Genomic DNA, 12925 nt, shown 5'->3' with positions numbered 1-12925 from the left:
GTCTGCTTATCCTGTCGCTCATGCTGACCCTCACCCAGGCCCTCTACGACCAGATCGTCGGGCACGCCCGCCAGGACCACCCCGACGAGGCCTGCGGCGTCGTGGCCGGGCCGGCCGGCACCGACCGCCCCGAGCGGTTCGTCCCGATGCTCAACGCGGCCCGCTCGCCCACGTTCTACGAGTTCGACTCGAAGGACCTGCTGAAGCTCTACCGCGAGCTGGACGACCGCGACGAGGAGCCGGTGATCGTCTACCACTCGCACACCGCGACCGAGGCCTACCCCTCGCGCACCGACGTCACGTACGCCAACGAGCCCGGCGCCCACTACGTCCTGGTCTCGACGGCGGACGAGGACGGCCTCGGGGAGTTCCAGTTCCGCTCGTACCGCATCGTCGACGGAGCGATCACCGAAGAGGAAGTACGGGTCGTAGCCGCCTACTGACCAGTATGTGAGCCGTCGGAGTCCACGATGCGGGATCACACTCCAAACCGCCGGTCGGGAATCGTTAACATGACCGCATGGTTTCCCACGACGTGAGCATCGAGACGCCCGGCAGGCTGCTGCTCGTGGCGCGGCTGCACGTCGACCTGTGCCGCCTCGCCAGTGCCATCTGTCCTGCTGCCTGAGCACCACGCACCACACCGCCCCGTCGCGCGGGGGCACGAGAACCGCGCGCCCAGCATCGCCGCCCCACGCCCTCGCACGACACCCAGACTCACGACACAGGAGCCCGCCATGGCCATCGAGGTCCGCATCCCGACCATCCTCCGCACCTACACCGACGGCGAGAAGGCCGTGTCGGGCCAGGGCGCGACCCTGTCCGAGCTGTTCTCCGACCTGGAGACCCGCCACAAGGGCATCGAGGAGCGCATCGTCGACGGCGGCAAGCTGCGCCGCTTCGTGAACGTCTACCTCAACGACGAGGACGTCCGCTTCCTCGACGGCATCTCGACCGCCCTCAAGGACGGCGACAGCGTCACCATCCTCCCGGCCGTGGCCGGCGGATCGAAGTAATGCGCTACGACTCCCCGCTGGCCGCGGTCGGCAACACGCCGCTGGTCCGGCTGCCCCGGCTGTCGCCCTCCGACGAGGTGCGCATCTGGGCCAAGCTGGAGGACCGCAACCCGACCGGCTCGATCAAGGACCGCCCCGCGCTCCACATGGTCGAGCAGGCCGAGAAGGACGGCCGGCTGTCACCCGGCTGCACGATCCTGGAGCCCACCTCGGGCAACACCGGCATCTCCCTGGCGATGGCGGCCAAGCTCAAGGGCTACCGCATCGTCTGCGTGATGCCGGAGAACACCTCGCAGGAACGCCGGGACCTTCTGCGCATGTGGGGAGCCGAGATCATCCCGTCGCCCGCGGCGGGCGGATCGAACACCGCGGTCCGGGTGGCCAAGGAACTGGCGGCGGAGCACCCGGACTGGGTGATGCTCTACCAGTACGGCAACCCGGACAACGCGGGCGCGCACTACGCCACCACCGGCCCGGAGATCCTCGCCGACCTCCCGTCGATCACCCACTTCGTTGCGGGCCTGGGCACGACCGGCACCCTGATGGGCGTCGGCCGCTACCTGCGCGAACACGTCGAGGGCGTCAAGATCGTCGCGGCCGAGCCGCGGTACGACGACCTCGTGTACGGGCTGCGCAACCTCGACGAGGGCTTCGTCCCGGAGCTGTACGACGCCTCCGTGCTGACCACCCGTTTCTCGGTGGGCTCGGCGGACGCCGTCACCCGCACCCGGGAGCTGCTCCAGCAGGAGGGCATCTTCGCGGGCGTCTCCACGGGCGCCGCCCTGCACGCGGCGATCGGCGTCGGCCGCAAGGCGGTGGCCGCGGGCGAGACGGCGGACATCGTGTTCGTCGTGGCCGACGGGGGCTGGAAGTACCTGTCCACGGGCGTGTACACGGCGGAGACGACGGAGGAGGCCATCGAGGTCCTCCAGGGCCAGCTCTGGGCCTGACGCCCGGCGCCCCGCGGCGGGCCGGGAGCGGGCCGGGAGCGGGCCGGGCGGCGCCCCCGCTGCCGCTCCGGGCGCTGCCGCTCGGGGCTCTTCCGCTCCGGGCGCTGCCCGGACCCCCGTGGCGCGCCTCGGCGGGGGCGGGCCTCAAGCCCCAGGGGCTCCGCCCCGGACCCCGCGCCTGACCCGCGGGCGGGGCCGGACGCGCCCGCGCCTGACCCGCCGGCGGGACCGGACGCGCCGCCCCGGCCCGCCCCGCCCGACCGCGGGCGGGGCGCCCCGGGCCGCTCGCCGCCCCGCCGCCGCCTTCGGCAGCCCGCGCGGCCACGGCCGGTCCGCCGGCACGCGCACGCCGTCCGCGTCCGGCTCCGCCGGGTCGCACGCGCCCCGTACGCGGATCACCGGCCGCCTCCCAGCCCCTTGACCTCGTCCCACACCGTCGGGTCCAGCACCCCCGCCCGGTCGCGGAACTCCCACACCGACACCTCCGCCGGCCGGTCCGCCTCCAGGTAACCCGCCCGGCCCTGCGCCCCCACGGTTCCCGGCGGCAGCGGGATCACCCCGGCGCGCCGGTCGTCGTACTTCCCCGTGATCCACGCGACCCGCGCCCGGTGGTCCCGTGCCCGCCCCGCCGACAGCACCAGGCACAGCCGGCCGTCGGCCAGTCGCCACAGCTCGCCCGCCCGCGGCCGCGGCGGCGGACCCGTCCCCCGTGCGGGCGGGGCCCGGCGGGGGAGTCCCAGCCGTCCTCCGGCGACCAGCACCACCAGCGCGACGGCCACGACCGCGGCCACCGCGGGCCACCAGGAGGTGTCCATGTTTCGACCGTAGCCGTGTGGGAAGGCCCCGGCACGGCAGGGAACACCCGGCCATGGCAACGCCCGTACCCACCGTCGCTCCCCCGGGTGACAGCGCAGGTGATTCCCCCCACAACGGCCCGCCGCGGAGGAGCGACCCGCCCTTTCGCGCCTTACGCTCGACCCACGCACGGCCCGCATTCCGTCCACGGACCGTCCACGGAGGTTCACGCTCCATGAAGCTCACCGTCGTCGGCTGTTCGGGCTCGTTCCCGTCCGCGGAATCGGCCTGTTCGAGCTACCTCGTCGAGGCCGAGGGCTTCCGGCTGCTCCTCGACATGGGCAACGGCGCCCTCGGCGAACTCCAGCGCCACTGCGGCCTCTACGACCTCGACGCGATCTTCCTGAGCCACCTGCACGCCGACCACTGCATCGACATGTGCGCGTACTTCGTCGCCCGCTTCTACCGGCACGAGGGCGGCCGCTGCCCCGCGCTCCCCGTCTACGGCCCCGAGGGCACCGAGCGCCGCCTGACCACCGCCTACGACGACGTTCCCGACGAGCGCTCCATGAGCGAGGTCTTCGACTTCCGCACCCTGAAGTCCGGCACCTTCGACATCGGCCCCTTCCGGGTGCGCACCGAGCGGGTCAGCCATCCGGTCGAGTCGTACGGCATCCGCGTCGAGCACGACGGCCGCTCGCTCACGTACTCCGGCGACACCGGCGCCTGCCCCGAGCTGGGCCTGCTCGCCGAGGGCACCGACCTGTTCCTCTGCGAGGCCTCCTTCACCCACGGCAAGGAGGACGTCCCGGACCTGCACCTCAACGGCCGCGAGGCCGGCGAGTACGCCCGCGCCGGCGGCGTCGGCCGGCTCGTGCTCACGCACATCCCGCCGTGGACGGACGCCGAACGCAACCTCGCCGACGCCCGCGCGGTCTACGGCGGCCCCGTCGACCTCGCCCACGCGGGCGCCGTCTACGACATCTAGACCGTCTCTTTCGGATCTTGCCGGGCCCGCGACGCCTGGCACCGCGCCCGGCCGCACTGCCAGGGCAACCGAGTACGTCCAGTACACGGGCGCCCCGACAGCACGACCAGGCACGGCGCCAGACGCCGCGGGCTCGGCCGACAAGATCCGAAGGAGACGGCCTAGACCGCCTCCGCCGCGCGCCGGGCGTGCCGGCCGCCGAGCGCCATCCGGTTCCAGGTGTGGCGGCGGCCGCGGATCGCCACCGAGTACGCGTACATCACCTCGGGGTCGCACAGGCCCGGGATGTACGAGTCCCCGAAGTGGTGCGCGTCGAAGCCCGCCTCCTTGGCGTTCAGCGCGAGCTGCGGCACCACGTTCGCGTGACTGCCCTCCTGGCTGGTGCCGATCGCGCCCATCACGATCGCGCCCGCGTCCTGCACGGCGGCCACCGCCGTCGCGGCCAGCTCGCGGGTCACCCCCGGCAGCGTCCCCGGCAGCGGCATGACCACGCCGTCCGCGCCCGCGTCGACCAGCGCCGTCAGCCGCGCGGTGGTGATCCGCTCCGGGTGCCCGGCGTGGTGCATCTTCCCCGACCAGAGGGCCGCGTCGTCGCCCAGCCCCCGGCGCAGCTCGTCGGTGACCCGGGCCATGGCCTCGTACGAGCCGCCCGTGCCCGGGTTCGCCGTGATGCACAGGAGGGCGGCGCCCATGTCGACGAGCCGTTTGGCGTACTCGGGCTTCGCGCGCCGGATCTCCGGCACGTCACCGGGTTCCAGGTTCACGCCGACGGGCCGGCCGATGACCCGGGCCAGCTCGGTGAAGGAGGTGAACTCGCCCAGCCCCGGCAGCCGCAGCCGCTCGCCGTCCCAGGCCCGCTCGATCAGGTTCAGCACGACGACGTCCGCGCCGAAGGCGGCGACGAGCTCGGCGTTGTGCACGCCGCTCCCGTCGGGGTGCGGGGACAGTGCGGCGCGCTCGGCGAACACCTCGGCGACCATGGTCCGCCCCTCGGCGGCGGCCACGGCCCGGGTCAGGGCGCGCCCGCGCAGGGCGGCGAGCCGGTCGCGGTCGAGGTCGAGGATGCGGGGCTGTGCGGAGGGAGTCATGCCTTCCACGCTAGGGAGCGCGGGCACGCCGAAGCCCCTGCCTTTCGTAGGGAAAGGCAGGGGCTTCGGTCCTGACGTGCCGGGTGCGGCGGGTGGGGCTGAGGCTTACTTCGCCTCGGCCTTCGCCAGCTCGGCGAGCTCCTCGTCGGACTCGCGGCCCGGGGTGGGGAGGTTGAACTTGGTGATCGCGAAGCGGAAGACGAAGTAGTAGACCACCGCGAAGCAGAGGCCGACGCCCGCCAGCATCCACGGCTTCTCGGCGATGCCCAGGTTGAGGACGAAGTCGACGAGGCCGGCGGAGAAGCCGAAGCCGTCGCGCATCCCCAGGGCCCAGGTCAGGGCCAGGGAGACACCGGTGAGGACCGCGTGGATCGCGTAGAGCACCGGGGCGATGAACATGAAGGTGAACTCGATGGGCTCGGTCACACCGGTCACGAAGGAGGTGAGGGCGAGCGAGAACATCATGCCGCCGACGACCTTGCGGCGCTCGGGGCGGGCGCAGTGGACGATCGCGAGGCAGGCCGCCGGGAGGGCGAACATCATGATCGGGAAGAAGCCGGTCATGAACTGTCCGGCGGTGGGGTCCTCGGCGAGGAAGCGGGCGATGTCGCCGTGGACGGCCCCGTTGGCGGTGTCGTACGAACCGGCCTGGAACCACGGGAAGGAGTTCAGCAGGTGGTGCATGCCGATCGGGATGAGTGCGCGGTTGGCGACACCGAAGATGCCGGCGCCGACGGCGCCCGAACCGGTCAGCCACTCACCGAAGTTGTGCAGGCCCGTGCCGAGGACCGGCCAGATCAGACCGAAGACGATGCCGGTGAGCAGACCCGCGAGGGCGGAGAGGATCGGGACGAGGCGGCGGCCGCCGAAGAAGCCCGCCCAGTCCGGCAGCTTGGTCCGGTAGAACTTCTGGTAGAGCAGCGCGGTGATGATGCCCATCACGACACCGCCGAGCACGCCGGCGTTGACCGGGGCGTCGACGTTGACGATCTTGCCGCCGACGACCTTCGCGACCTTGGGCAGGTTGCTGTCGGTGAAGGTGGCGAGGACCTTCTGGAAGACCAGGTAACCGGTGACCGCGGCCAGCGCCGTGGAACCGTCGGACTTCTTGGCGAAGCCGATCGCGATGCCGACGGCGAACAGCAGCGCCATGTTGTCGAGGATCGCGCCACCACCGGCGGCCATGTATCCGGCGATCTTCAGGATGAAGGTCGGGAACACGTCCTTGTCGCCGAGCATGTCGTCGGCGCCCAGGCGGAGCAGGAGCGCGCCGGCAGGCAGCACGGCAACGGGGAGCATGAGGCTCCGGCCGATGCGCTGCATGACGGCCATCACGCCAGCGCCCTTCTTGTTTTCCGCAGCGGTCGCTGTGGACATGTGGTTCCTCCAGTGGGCAAGGCGCCGCCAGGGGACAAGGAAACTGGAGATGGCGACGTCTCAGAAAGGTGGACCGCAGGGGCCGGACAAGCCCGCATGGTCTACACCAATAAGTGGTGTAGACCAGTTGTAACACGGTGAGGGTTAGATAAGGAACCTTCAATTTCCTGTGGTCTACGCCACATCCGGCCCGAACCGGCCGCGCATCCGGAACCCCGGACCTCCGGACATGGCGAAGGCCCCCGGATCCTGGGATCCGAGGGCCCGCACCGCGGGGACCGAAGGCCCGGCGGGGGTCGTGCGCCGCTACATCACGGCTCGGCTACGCCCGGGTGTTCTCCGACTCCATCGCCTCGATCTCCTCGTCCGACTCCCGGCCCGGGGTCGGGATGTCGAACTTCGTGATCGCGAAGCGGAACACCGCGTAGTAGACGACCGCGAAGCACAGGCCGATCGGGATGATCATCCAGGGCTTCGTGGCGAGGCTCCAGTTGATGACGTAGTCGATCAGGCCGGCGGAGAAGCTGAAGCCGTCGTGCACGCCCAGCGCCCAGGTCACCGCCATCGACACGCCCGTCAGCACCGCGTGGATCACGTACAGCAGTGGCGCCACGAAGAGGAACGAGTACTCCAGCGGCTCCGTGATCCCGGTGACGAACGAGGTCAGGCCGACCGACAGCATCAGCCCGCCGACCTCCTTGCGCCGCAGCGGCTTGGCGCAGTGCGTGATGGCCAGGGCCGCCGCCGGGAGCGCGAACATCATGATCGGGAAGAAGCCGGAGAGGAACTGCCCGGCGTTCGGGTCGCCCGCCAGGAACATCGGGATGTCGCCGTGCACGACCTGCCCGTCCGGCTTGGTGAAGCTGCCGAACTGGAACCACACCGGCACGTTCAGGAACTGGTGCAGGCCGATGACCAGCAGCGCGCGGTTCGCGATGCCGAAGATCCCGGCACCCCACGAGCCCAGGCCCACCAGCCAGTCCGAGAAGCTCTCCAGCGCGTCGCCGATCGGCGGCCAGACCCACAGGCACAGCACGGCGAACGCGATCGCGACGAAGGTCATGATGATCGGCACCAGCCGGCGGCCGTTGAAGAAGCCGAGCCAGTCGACCAGCTTCACCCGGTGGTAGCGCTGCCAGAACCAGGCCGCCAGCAGGCCCATGATGATGCCGCCGAAGACCCCCGGGTTCTGGAAGGTGTACTCGGCGAAGGTGTTGTCCGCCCCCAGGCAGCCGCCCCCGATGTCCCTCGTGCCCTCGGGGCAGGCCAGCGGGAAGGCCCGCAGCACGCTCCGGTAGACGAGGAAGCCCACCACCGCGGCCAGCGCCGTGGAGCCGTCCGCCTTCTTGGCCATCCCGATCGCGACGCCGATGCAGAAGAGGAGGGGGAGGCCGAGGTCGGCGTTGAGCAGGGAGCCGCCCGCGGCGGCCATCACCCGCGCGACGTCGTTCCAGCCCAGGCCGTCCTTGCCGAACACGTCGTCCTGGCCGAGCCGGTTCAGGATGCCCGCCGCCGGAAGGACGGCGATCGGCAGCTGCAGGCTCCGCCCCATCTTCTGGAGTCCCTGGAACAAGCCGTTCCACCACTTCTGCTGCGGCACTCCTGTGGCGCTGCTCGCGCTCATCGGCGTCCTCCCTGACCGGCTCGTTTTTGGCAGCCGCAACACTTGCGGCACACTGGTGTAGACCAGTTGTGGACAGGTTGCTGCTGATCGTCATCATTCGGCAGAGACCGGGCACGCGCCCGTGAAGATGGGCCAACCGTGCGTTACCGTGACCGAGCGGACCACACGGGCGGATTCCGCACTGGCCGCCGAGACTCGTTCTTCGTCACACCCAGGGAGAAACACATGGCCACCAAGGCTGAGAAGATCGTCGCCGGGCTCGGCGGTATCGACAACATCGAAGAGGTCGAGGGCTGCATCACCCGCCTCCGCACCGAGGTCAAGGACCCCTCCCTCGTCGACGAGGTCGCCCTCAAGGCCGCCGGCGCCCACGGCGTCGTCAAGATGGGCACCGCGATCCAGGTCGTCATCGGCACCGACGCCGACCCGATCGCCGCCGACATCGAAGACATGATGTGATCCGGTCCCACTGACCGGACCCACCACGGCACCACCGAAGACCCCGCCCCGACCCCCGGGACGGGGTCCTCGCGTTCCCCCGCAGGGACTAGGCTCGGAGCCATGTCTCGCATCGACGGCCGCACGCCCGAACAGCTCCGCCCGGTCACCATCGAACGCGGATGGAGCAAGCACGCCGAGGGCTCCGTCCTCATCTCCTTCGGCGACACCAAGGTCTTCTGCACCGCCTCCTTCACCGAAGGCGTCCCGCGCTGGCGCAAGGGCAGCGGCGAAGGCTGGGTCACCTCCGAGTACTCGATGCTGCCCCGCTCCACCAACACCCGCGGCGACCGCGAATCCGTACGCGGCAAGATCGGCGGCCGCACCCACGAGATCTCCCGCCTCATCGGCCGCTCGCTGCGCGCCGTCATCGACTACAAGGCGCTCGGCGAGAACACCATCGTCCTGGACTGCGACGTCCTCCAGGCCGACGGCGGCACCCGCACCGCCGCCATCACCGGCGCGTACGTCGCCCTCGCGGACGCCGTCGCCTGGGGCCAGAAGAAGAAGCTGGTCAAGGCCGGCCGCAAGCCGCTCACCGGCACCGTCGCCGCCGTCAGCGTCGGCATCGTCGACGGCGAGCCCCTCCTCGACCTCTGCTACGAGGAGGACGTGCGGGCCGAGACCGACATGAACGTCGTCTGCACCGGCGACGGCCGCTTCGTCGAGGTACAGGGCACCGCCGAGGGCGAGCCCTTCGACCGCAAGGAACTGAACGCCCTCCTCGACCTCGCCGCCGGCGGCTGCGCGGACCTCGAGGCCATCCAGCGCGGCGCACTGGAACTGTAGGCGGCAACCGCCGGGCGCGACCCGGCGTCTATGCCGGTACGGGCGCACGGTGTCAGAGCCGTGCGCCCGTCCGCATACCCGCGTACCCGCGCACCCGACGTCCACGTATCCGATGTCCACGCATCCGAACTCCCGGGGGACCCGAAGTGAAGCCGATCAAGCCGAAGCACCGCATCGCCGCCGTGGCCCTCGCCGCGGCCCTGGCCATACCCGGCCTCTCCGCCTGCGACGCCATCTCCACGGCGATGGACTGCGCCAGCACGGCAGTGGCCATCACGGACGGCGCGAACGACCTCCAGCAGGCGGTCTCCCAGGCCGGCAACAGCCCCCAGGACGCCCAGAACGCGCTCGACGCGATCGAGGCCAACCTGAAGAAGATCGGCGACCAGACGGACAACGCCGACCTGGGCAAGGCCATCGACTCGATGGAGACGGCGGTCAACAACGTCCGCACCTCGATCGAGGGCGGCGACGCCACCCCGGACATCCAGCCCGTCGCCGACGCGGCGAGCGAACTCTCCAAGGTCTGCACCCCCGGCTGACGCGACCGGGGCGGGAAGCGCGGTACCGCGGCGCGGGCCCGGGCAGCGCGCGGCCCGGCACGGGCCCCGGCCACCGGCGCGGGCCGCGCGGGCCGGAATAATGGCGGGCATGACCTCCACGCCCAGCCGCCTCATCCTCGCCACCCGCAACGCGGGCAAAGTCACCGAACTCCGCGCGATCCTGTCCGACGCCGGCCTGCCGCACGAGCTGGTCGGCGCGGACGCGTACCCCGAGATCCCGGACGTGAAGGAAACCGGCGTCACCTTCGCCGAGAACGCCCGCCTCAAGGCCCACGCCCTCGCCCGGGCCACCGGCCTGCCCGCCGTCGCCGACGACTCCGGCCTGTGCGTGGACGTCCTGGGCGGCGCCCCCGGCATCTTCTCCGCCCGCTGGGCCGGCGCCCACGGCGACGACGCCGCGAACCTCGCGCTCCTGCTGGCCCAGCTCGGCGACATCGGCGACGAGCACCGCGGCGCGCACTTCTTCTGCGCGGCCGCCCTGGCCCTCCCGGACGGAACCGAGCGCGTCGTCGAGGGCCGCCTCCTCGGCACCCTGCGCCACGCCCCGGCGGGCACGGGCGGCTTCGGCTACGACCCGGTCCTCCAGCCGCTGGGCGAGTCCCGCACGTGCGCGGAACTGACGGCGGCGGAGAAGAACGCCATCTCCCACCGAGGCCAGGCCTTCCGCGCCCTGGTCCCGGAAGTCCGCGAACTGCTGGGCTAATGAAATGAGGCCGGGCCCCCGCACGTGCGGGGGCCCGGCCTCATTCGTTCGGTACGCCCGATCGGATTCGAACCGACATACACGACCACCTAAAGATCGCCGCTCCAACCAGTTGGCGTACGGGCGCAAGCCAGTGACAGTCTACTGCGTGGCCCGCTGTGCGGATGAGCGGTTTCCACGAGCGCGTCGACCTCCTCTGCACCACGTGCTGGTGATCGCGTGGCAGTTGGGGCACAGCAGCCGCAGGTTCTCCCGACGGTCGTCGCTCCAGTCGCCGTTGATGTGGTCGATTTCCAGAGTCATCGGGTCGCCGAGCCACTCGGGTGGTGTCCCGCAGGTGGCGCAGCACTCCGCAACCCCGATCTCGCGGAGGGCCCGCCGCAAGGACGAGGTGCGGGTGCGCCGATACCCGTCGTGCTTGACGAGGATGTCCTCCGGAGGCCTGGCCTGTGCTTGGCCCCGCTTGCCTCGGCCGTGTGCCTGGCCCAGGAAGTGCGACGTGTCCAGTTGCGATTCGAGGGCCCATGCCTTGAGTGACGCCCTCCACCCGCCGTTGTCGGGCAGTTCGAGGCGGCGCAGGGCCTGCGCCCAGGACTGCGAGGCGGCGACAGCGTTCCGCAGATGGGCCTCGTCCGGTTTATCGTGGCGCCGGTGCGCCCGCTGTCCGAAGTGGGAGACGTCGATGCCGTAGGCGGAGAAGCGCTTCATGAGGTACTGCCCCAGCCGCTGGGGGCGCGGCTCCATGCCGTAGCGGACGATGACCTCGTCGAGGTCCTTGCACCGCGCCGCGGCCTCGGCTAGGACTTCCGGCGTGTAGCGGGCCTTACCGGTCATCGGCGTCCCTGGCCCCGACCCCGGTACGTGTCCGTCGTGGAATGGCAATTGGGGCAGAGCAACCGCAGGTTGGCCGGTTGGTTGTTGCGCCAGTCGCCGTCGATGTGGTCCACCTCCAGGGGCAGCGGCTGCCCCTGCCAGATGGGCTCGGTGCCGCACCTGGCGCACCGTTCGGGTATGCCCAGCAAGCCGAGTGCCCGCTTCAACTGTTCGCCCGGGGCTCGGCGTGCGTGCGGTCCCTCCTGCTGCACGAGCAGCGCCTCAGGCGTACGCCTCGTCTTGGGCCGGCCTGCCGGGGAAGGCTGCGCGAAGTGCGAGGTGTCTATGCCGAAGCCCTTCACCTTGCGGCTGATGTGGGTGTGGTGACCACCCACCACCTCGAGGCCGAGTCGCGTGAGCACCTCGCACATGGTCGTCGAAGCGGCGACGGCCTCGGCCAGGACATCCCGGGTCCACTTCATCCCCTCCCGCTCGAAGTGGGAGACGTCAACCCCCAGCCTCCGCATACGGTCGTGGAGATACCGCCTCGTCGGTCCCTTGGGGTCCACCCCCAGTCGCTCCAGTGCCTCGGACAGCGTCCTGGCCCCCTGCGCCGCTTCCGCCAGGCGTTCCCTCGTGTACGGGCTGACCGGCATCCCCGCCCCCTCCCATTTCCGTCCCCGGCCGCGTGTGCGGCCCTCGTACGGAGTAACGGGGTGGTGGGCGGGCGGTTACGGGGGATATCGGCGGATAAGCGGAGCGGCCCGCACCGGGGAGGTGCGGGCCGCTCCGGCGGGGACGGGGGCGCGTCAGATGCCCAGGTCCTTGATGATCTTCGCTACGTGGCCGGTGGCCTTGACGTTGTAGAAGGCGTGCTCGACCTTGCCCTCCTCGTCCACGACCACCGTGGAGCGGATGACGCCGGTCACCGTCTTGCCGTACAGCTTCTTCTCGCCGAAGGCCCCGTACGCCGTCAGGACGGCCTTCTCCGGGTCGCCGACCAGGGTGACCTTGAGGTTTTCCTGCTCGCGGAACTTCGCCAGCTTCTCCGGCTTGTCCGGGGAGACGCCGATGACGTCGTAGCCCGCCGTCGCCAGGGCGTCCAGGTTGTCCGTGAAGTCGCAGGCCTGCTTCGTGCAGCCCGGCGTCAGGGCGGCCGGGTAGAAGTAGACGATCACCTTGCGGCCCTTGTGGCCGGCGAGCGAGACCTCGTTGCCGTCCGCGTCGGGCAGGGTGAAGGCGGGGGCGGTGTCGCCCGGCTGGAGTCGCTCGCTCATGTCAGACAGTCTCCTCGGGAGGGGATCGGTACGGCATGAGCCTAAGCTGACAGAGTGTCCATGACGGATCATGCCCACAGACCACACGACGACGGAGGCAGCGCGGTGCCGGAAGCCAGGACCCCCGCACAGATCGAGGCGGACATCGTCCGCCGCCGCGACCAGCTCGCCGAGACGCTCGACGAGATCGGCGTGCGCATGCACCCGAAGACGATCATCGGGGACGCGAAGGCCAAGGTCGCCTCGACGGTCGACCACACCGCCGGGCGCGCCTACGTGTCGGTGAACCGTCTGGTGACGGACGTGACGAGCCGGTTCCGCGACGAGGACGGGGCTCCGCGCGTCGAGCGGATCGTGCCCGTGGCCCTGCTGGCGGTCGGTGTCGTCGGCCTGATCGTGGTGTCGGCGCGCCGCAAGCGCTGACGACCCCTCCGGCGTACGGGC

17 protein-coding genes and 1 tRNA gene are annotated in these 12925 nt (G+C 71.0%); 10 read left to right on the top strand and 8 right to left on the bottom strand.

All coding sequences use genetic code 11. From position 1 onward, the window contains the following. Positions 1 to 20 precede the first annotated feature (20 nt). The 4 genes from ACZ6S8_RS15320 to ACZ6S8_RS15305 all read left to right on the top strand — a co-directional run bounded on the left by ACZ6S8_RS15320 (position 21) and on the right by ACZ6S8_RS15305 (position 1966). Complete coding sequence (locus tag ACZ6S8_RS15320) at positions 21 to 443, top strand: M67 family metallopeptidase (protein WP_469455831.1); 423 nt, start codon at positions 21 to 23, stop codon at positions 441 to 443. Between the two features lie 77 nt (positions 444 to 520). Continuing rightward, positions 521 to 628, top strand: coding sequence for a putative leader peptide (locus ACZ6S8_RS15315; protein WP_311736929.1), 108 nt, complete (start codon positions 521 to 523; stop codon positions 626 to 628). Between the two features lie 109 nt (positions 629 to 737). Next, the gene (locus ACZ6S8_RS15310) at positions 738 to 1016 is read left to right on the top strand and encodes a MoaD/ThiS family protein (protein WP_267841723.1); all 279 of its coding nucleotides are present in this window, start codon (positions 738 to 740) and stop codon (positions 1014 to 1016) included. Then, on the top strand, positions 1016 to 1966 hold the full coding sequence (locus ACZ6S8_RS15305; protein WP_469455828.1) for a PLP-dependent cysteine synthase family protein: 951 nt from the start codon (positions 1016 to 1018) through the stop codon (positions 1964 to 1966). Before ACZ6S8_RS15310 ends, ACZ6S8_RS15305 begins: the two co-directional genes overlap by 1 nt. 395 nt (positions 1967 to 2361) lie before the next feature. Here the strand turns inward: ACZ6S8_RS15305 and ACZ6S8_RS15300 are convergent, their stop codons facing one another. Continuing rightward, positions 2362 to 2781: a hypothetical protein gene (locus ACZ6S8_RS15300; RefSeq protein ID WP_469455826.1), complete on the bottom strand. Its 420-nt coding sequence runs from the start codon at positions 2779 to 2781 to the stop codon at positions 2362 to 2364. 215 nt (positions 2782 to 2996) lie between these two features. Here ACZ6S8_RS15300 and ACZ6S8_RS15295 point away from each other — a divergent pair, with 215 nt between their 5' ends. Continuing rightward, a complete protein-coding gene (locus ACZ6S8_RS15295) occupies positions 2997 to 3749 on the top strand; it encodes an MBL fold metallo-hydrolase (RefSeq protein WP_469455824.1) in 753 nt (250 codons plus the stop codon). A 161-nt stretch (positions 3750 to 3910) separates the two neighbouring features. Here ACZ6S8_RS15295 and ACZ6S8_RS15290 read toward each other — a convergent pair whose 3' ends face one another. The 3 genes from ACZ6S8_RS15290 to ACZ6S8_RS15280 form a co-directional block, all read right to left on the bottom strand. After that, complete coding sequence (locus ACZ6S8_RS15290) at positions 3911 to 4837, bottom strand: DUF7916 family protein (protein ID WP_469455822.1); 927 nt, start codon at positions 4835 to 4837, stop codon at positions 3911 to 3913. Positions 4838 to 4942: 105 nt separating this feature from the next. Beyond that, complete coding sequence (locus tag ACZ6S8_RS15285) at positions 4943 to 6214, bottom strand: PTS transporter subunit EIIC (protein ID WP_469455820.1); 1272 nt, start codon at positions 6212 to 6214, stop codon at positions 4943 to 4945. A 322-nt stretch (positions 6215 to 6536) separates the two neighbouring features. Continuing rightward, positions 6537 to 7838 carry a PTS transporter subunit EIIC gene (locus ACZ6S8_RS15280; protein ID WP_469455818.1) on the bottom strand — a complete coding sequence of 434 codons (1302 nt, stop codon included), beginning with the start codon at positions 7836 to 7838 and terminating at the stop codon, positions 6537 to 6539. A 225-nt stretch (positions 7839 to 8063) separates the two neighbouring features. Here ACZ6S8_RS15280 and ACZ6S8_RS15275 point away from each other — a divergent pair, with 225 nt between their 5' ends. From ACZ6S8_RS15275 to rdgB, 4 genes are all read left to right on the top strand, one after another. Continuing rightward, entirely contained in the window at positions 8064 to 8297 is a 234-nt protein-coding gene (locus tag ACZ6S8_RS15275) for a PTS sugar transporter subunit IIB (RefSeq protein ID WP_386526519.1), read from the top strand. A 102-nt stretch (positions 8298 to 8399) separates the two neighbouring features. Then, positions 8400 to 9125 (top strand): ribonuclease PH, encoded by a 726-nt coding sequence (gene rph / locus ACZ6S8_RS15270; RefSeq protein WP_386526522.1) that lies wholly within the window; start codon positions 8400 to 8402, stop codon positions 9123 to 9125. Positions 9126 to 9271: 146 nt separating this feature from the next. Beyond that, on the top strand, positions 9272 to 9667 hold the full coding sequence (locus ACZ6S8_RS15265) for a hypothetical protein (protein WP_469455816.1): 396 nt from the start codon (positions 9272 to 9274) through the stop codon (positions 9665 to 9667). 109 nt (positions 9668 to 9776) lie between these two features. Next, positions 9777 to 10391, top strand: a complete 615-nt coding sequence (rdgB, locus tag ACZ6S8_RS15260; RefSeq protein WP_469455814.1) for an RdgB/HAM1 family non-canonical purine NTP pyrophosphatase — start codon at positions 9777 to 9779, stop codon at positions 10389 to 10391. Between the two features lie 52 nt (positions 10392 to 10443). Here the strand turns inward: rdgB and ACZ6S8_RS15255 are convergent. The 4 genes from ACZ6S8_RS15255 to bcp form a co-directional block, all read right to left on the bottom strand. Then, positions 10444 to 10518: transfer RNA gene (locus ACZ6S8_RS15255), tRNA-Leu, on the bottom strand. A gap of 14 nt (positions 10519 to 10532) precedes the next feature. After that, positions 10533 to 11225, bottom strand: a complete 693-nt coding sequence (locus tag ACZ6S8_RS15250) for an HNH endonuclease signature motif containing protein (RefSeq protein WP_469455812.1) — start codon at positions 11223 to 11225, stop codon at positions 10533 to 10535. Next, complete coding sequence (locus ACZ6S8_RS15245) at positions 11222 to 11860, bottom strand: HNH endonuclease signature motif containing protein (RefSeq protein ID WP_469455810.1); 639 nt, start codon at positions 11858 to 11860, stop codon at positions 11222 to 11224. Before ACZ6S8_RS15245 ends, ACZ6S8_RS15250 begins: the two co-directional genes overlap by 4 nt. 153 nt (positions 11861 to 12013) lie before the next feature. Continuing rightward, a complete protein-coding gene (bcp, locus tag ACZ6S8_RS15240; protein ID WP_469455807.1) occupies positions 12014 to 12481 on the bottom strand; it encodes a thioredoxin-dependent thiol peroxidase in 468 nt (155 codons plus the stop codon). 105 nt (positions 12482 to 12586) lie between these two features. Between bcp and ACZ6S8_RS15235 the strand changes: the two genes are divergently transcribed. Continuing rightward, complete coding sequence (locus ACZ6S8_RS15235; RefSeq protein WP_386526533.1) at positions 12587 to 12904, top strand: DUF3618 domain-containing protein; 318 nt, start codon at positions 12587 to 12589, stop codon at positions 12902 to 12904. The last annotated feature ends 21 nt before the right edge of the window (positions 12905 to 12925 follow it).

Source organism: Streptomyces sp. NPDC048461, assembly GCF_055587105.1.
This window is presented reverse-complemented; position numbering and strand designations above follow the sequence as displayed.

Excerpts from the sequence above, each read along its gene's own strand:
- ACZ6S8_RS15320 (WP_469455831.1), top strand. The coding sequence starts at position 21 with ATGCTGACCCTCACCCAGGCCCTCTACGACCAGATCGTCGGGCACGCC.
- rph (WP_386526522.1), top strand. The coding sequence starts at position 8,400 with ATGTCTCGCATCGACGGCCGCACGCCCGAACAGCTCCGCCCGGTCACC.
- ACZ6S8_RS15290 (WP_469455822.1), bottom strand. The coding sequence starts at position 4,837 with ATGACTCCCTCCGCACAGCCCCGCATCCTCGACCTCGACCGCGACCGG.
- ACZ6S8_RS15245 (WP_469455810.1), bottom strand. The coding sequence starts at position 11,860 with ATGCCGGTCAGCCCGTACACGAGGGAACGCCTGGCGGAAGCGGCGCAG.
- bcp (WP_469455807.1), bottom strand. The coding sequence starts at position 12,481 with ATGAGCGAGCGACTCCAGCCGGGCGACACCGCCCCCGCCTTCACCCTG.
- ACZ6S8_RS15305 (WP_469455828.1), top strand. The coding sequence starts at position 1,016 with ATGCGCTACGACTCCCCGCTGGCCGCGGTCGGCAACACGCCGCTGGTC.
- ACZ6S8_RS15250 (WP_469455812.1), bottom strand. The coding sequence starts at position 11,225 with ATGACCGGTAAGGCCCGCTACACGCCGGAAGTCCTAGCCGAGGCCGCG.
- ACZ6S8_RS15275 (WP_386526519.1), top strand. The coding sequence starts at position 8,064 with ATGGCCACCAAGGCTGAGAAGATCGTCGCCGGGCTCGGCGGTATCGAC.
- ACZ6S8_RS15295 (WP_469455824.1), top strand. The coding sequence starts at position 2,997 with ATGAAGCTCACCGTCGTCGGCTGTTCGGGCTCGTTCCCGTCCGCGGAA.
- ACZ6S8_RS15285 (WP_469455820.1), bottom strand. The coding sequence starts at position 6,214 with ATGTCCACAGCGACCGCTGCGGAAAACAAGAAGGGCGCTGGCGTGATG.
- rdgB (WP_469455814.1), top strand. The coding sequence starts at position 9,777 with ATGACCTCCACGCCCAGCCGCCTCATCCTCGCCACCCGCAACGCGGGC.
- ACZ6S8_RS15310 (WP_267841723.1), top strand. The coding sequence starts at position 738 with ATGGCCATCGAGGTCCGCATCCCGACCATCCTCCGCACCTACACCGAC.
- ACZ6S8_RS15280 (WP_469455818.1), bottom strand. The coding sequence starts at position 7,838 with ATGAGCGCGAGCAGCGCCACAGGAGTGCCGCAGCAGAAGTGGTGGAAC.
- ACZ6S8_RS15300 (WP_469455826.1), bottom strand. The coding sequence starts at position 2,781 with ATGGACACCTCCTGGTGGCCCGCGGTGGCCGCGGTCGTGGCCGTCGCG.
- ACZ6S8_RS15315 (WP_311736929.1), top strand. The coding sequence starts at position 521 with ATGGTTTCCCACGACGTGAGCATCGAGACGCCCGGCAGGCTGCTGCTC.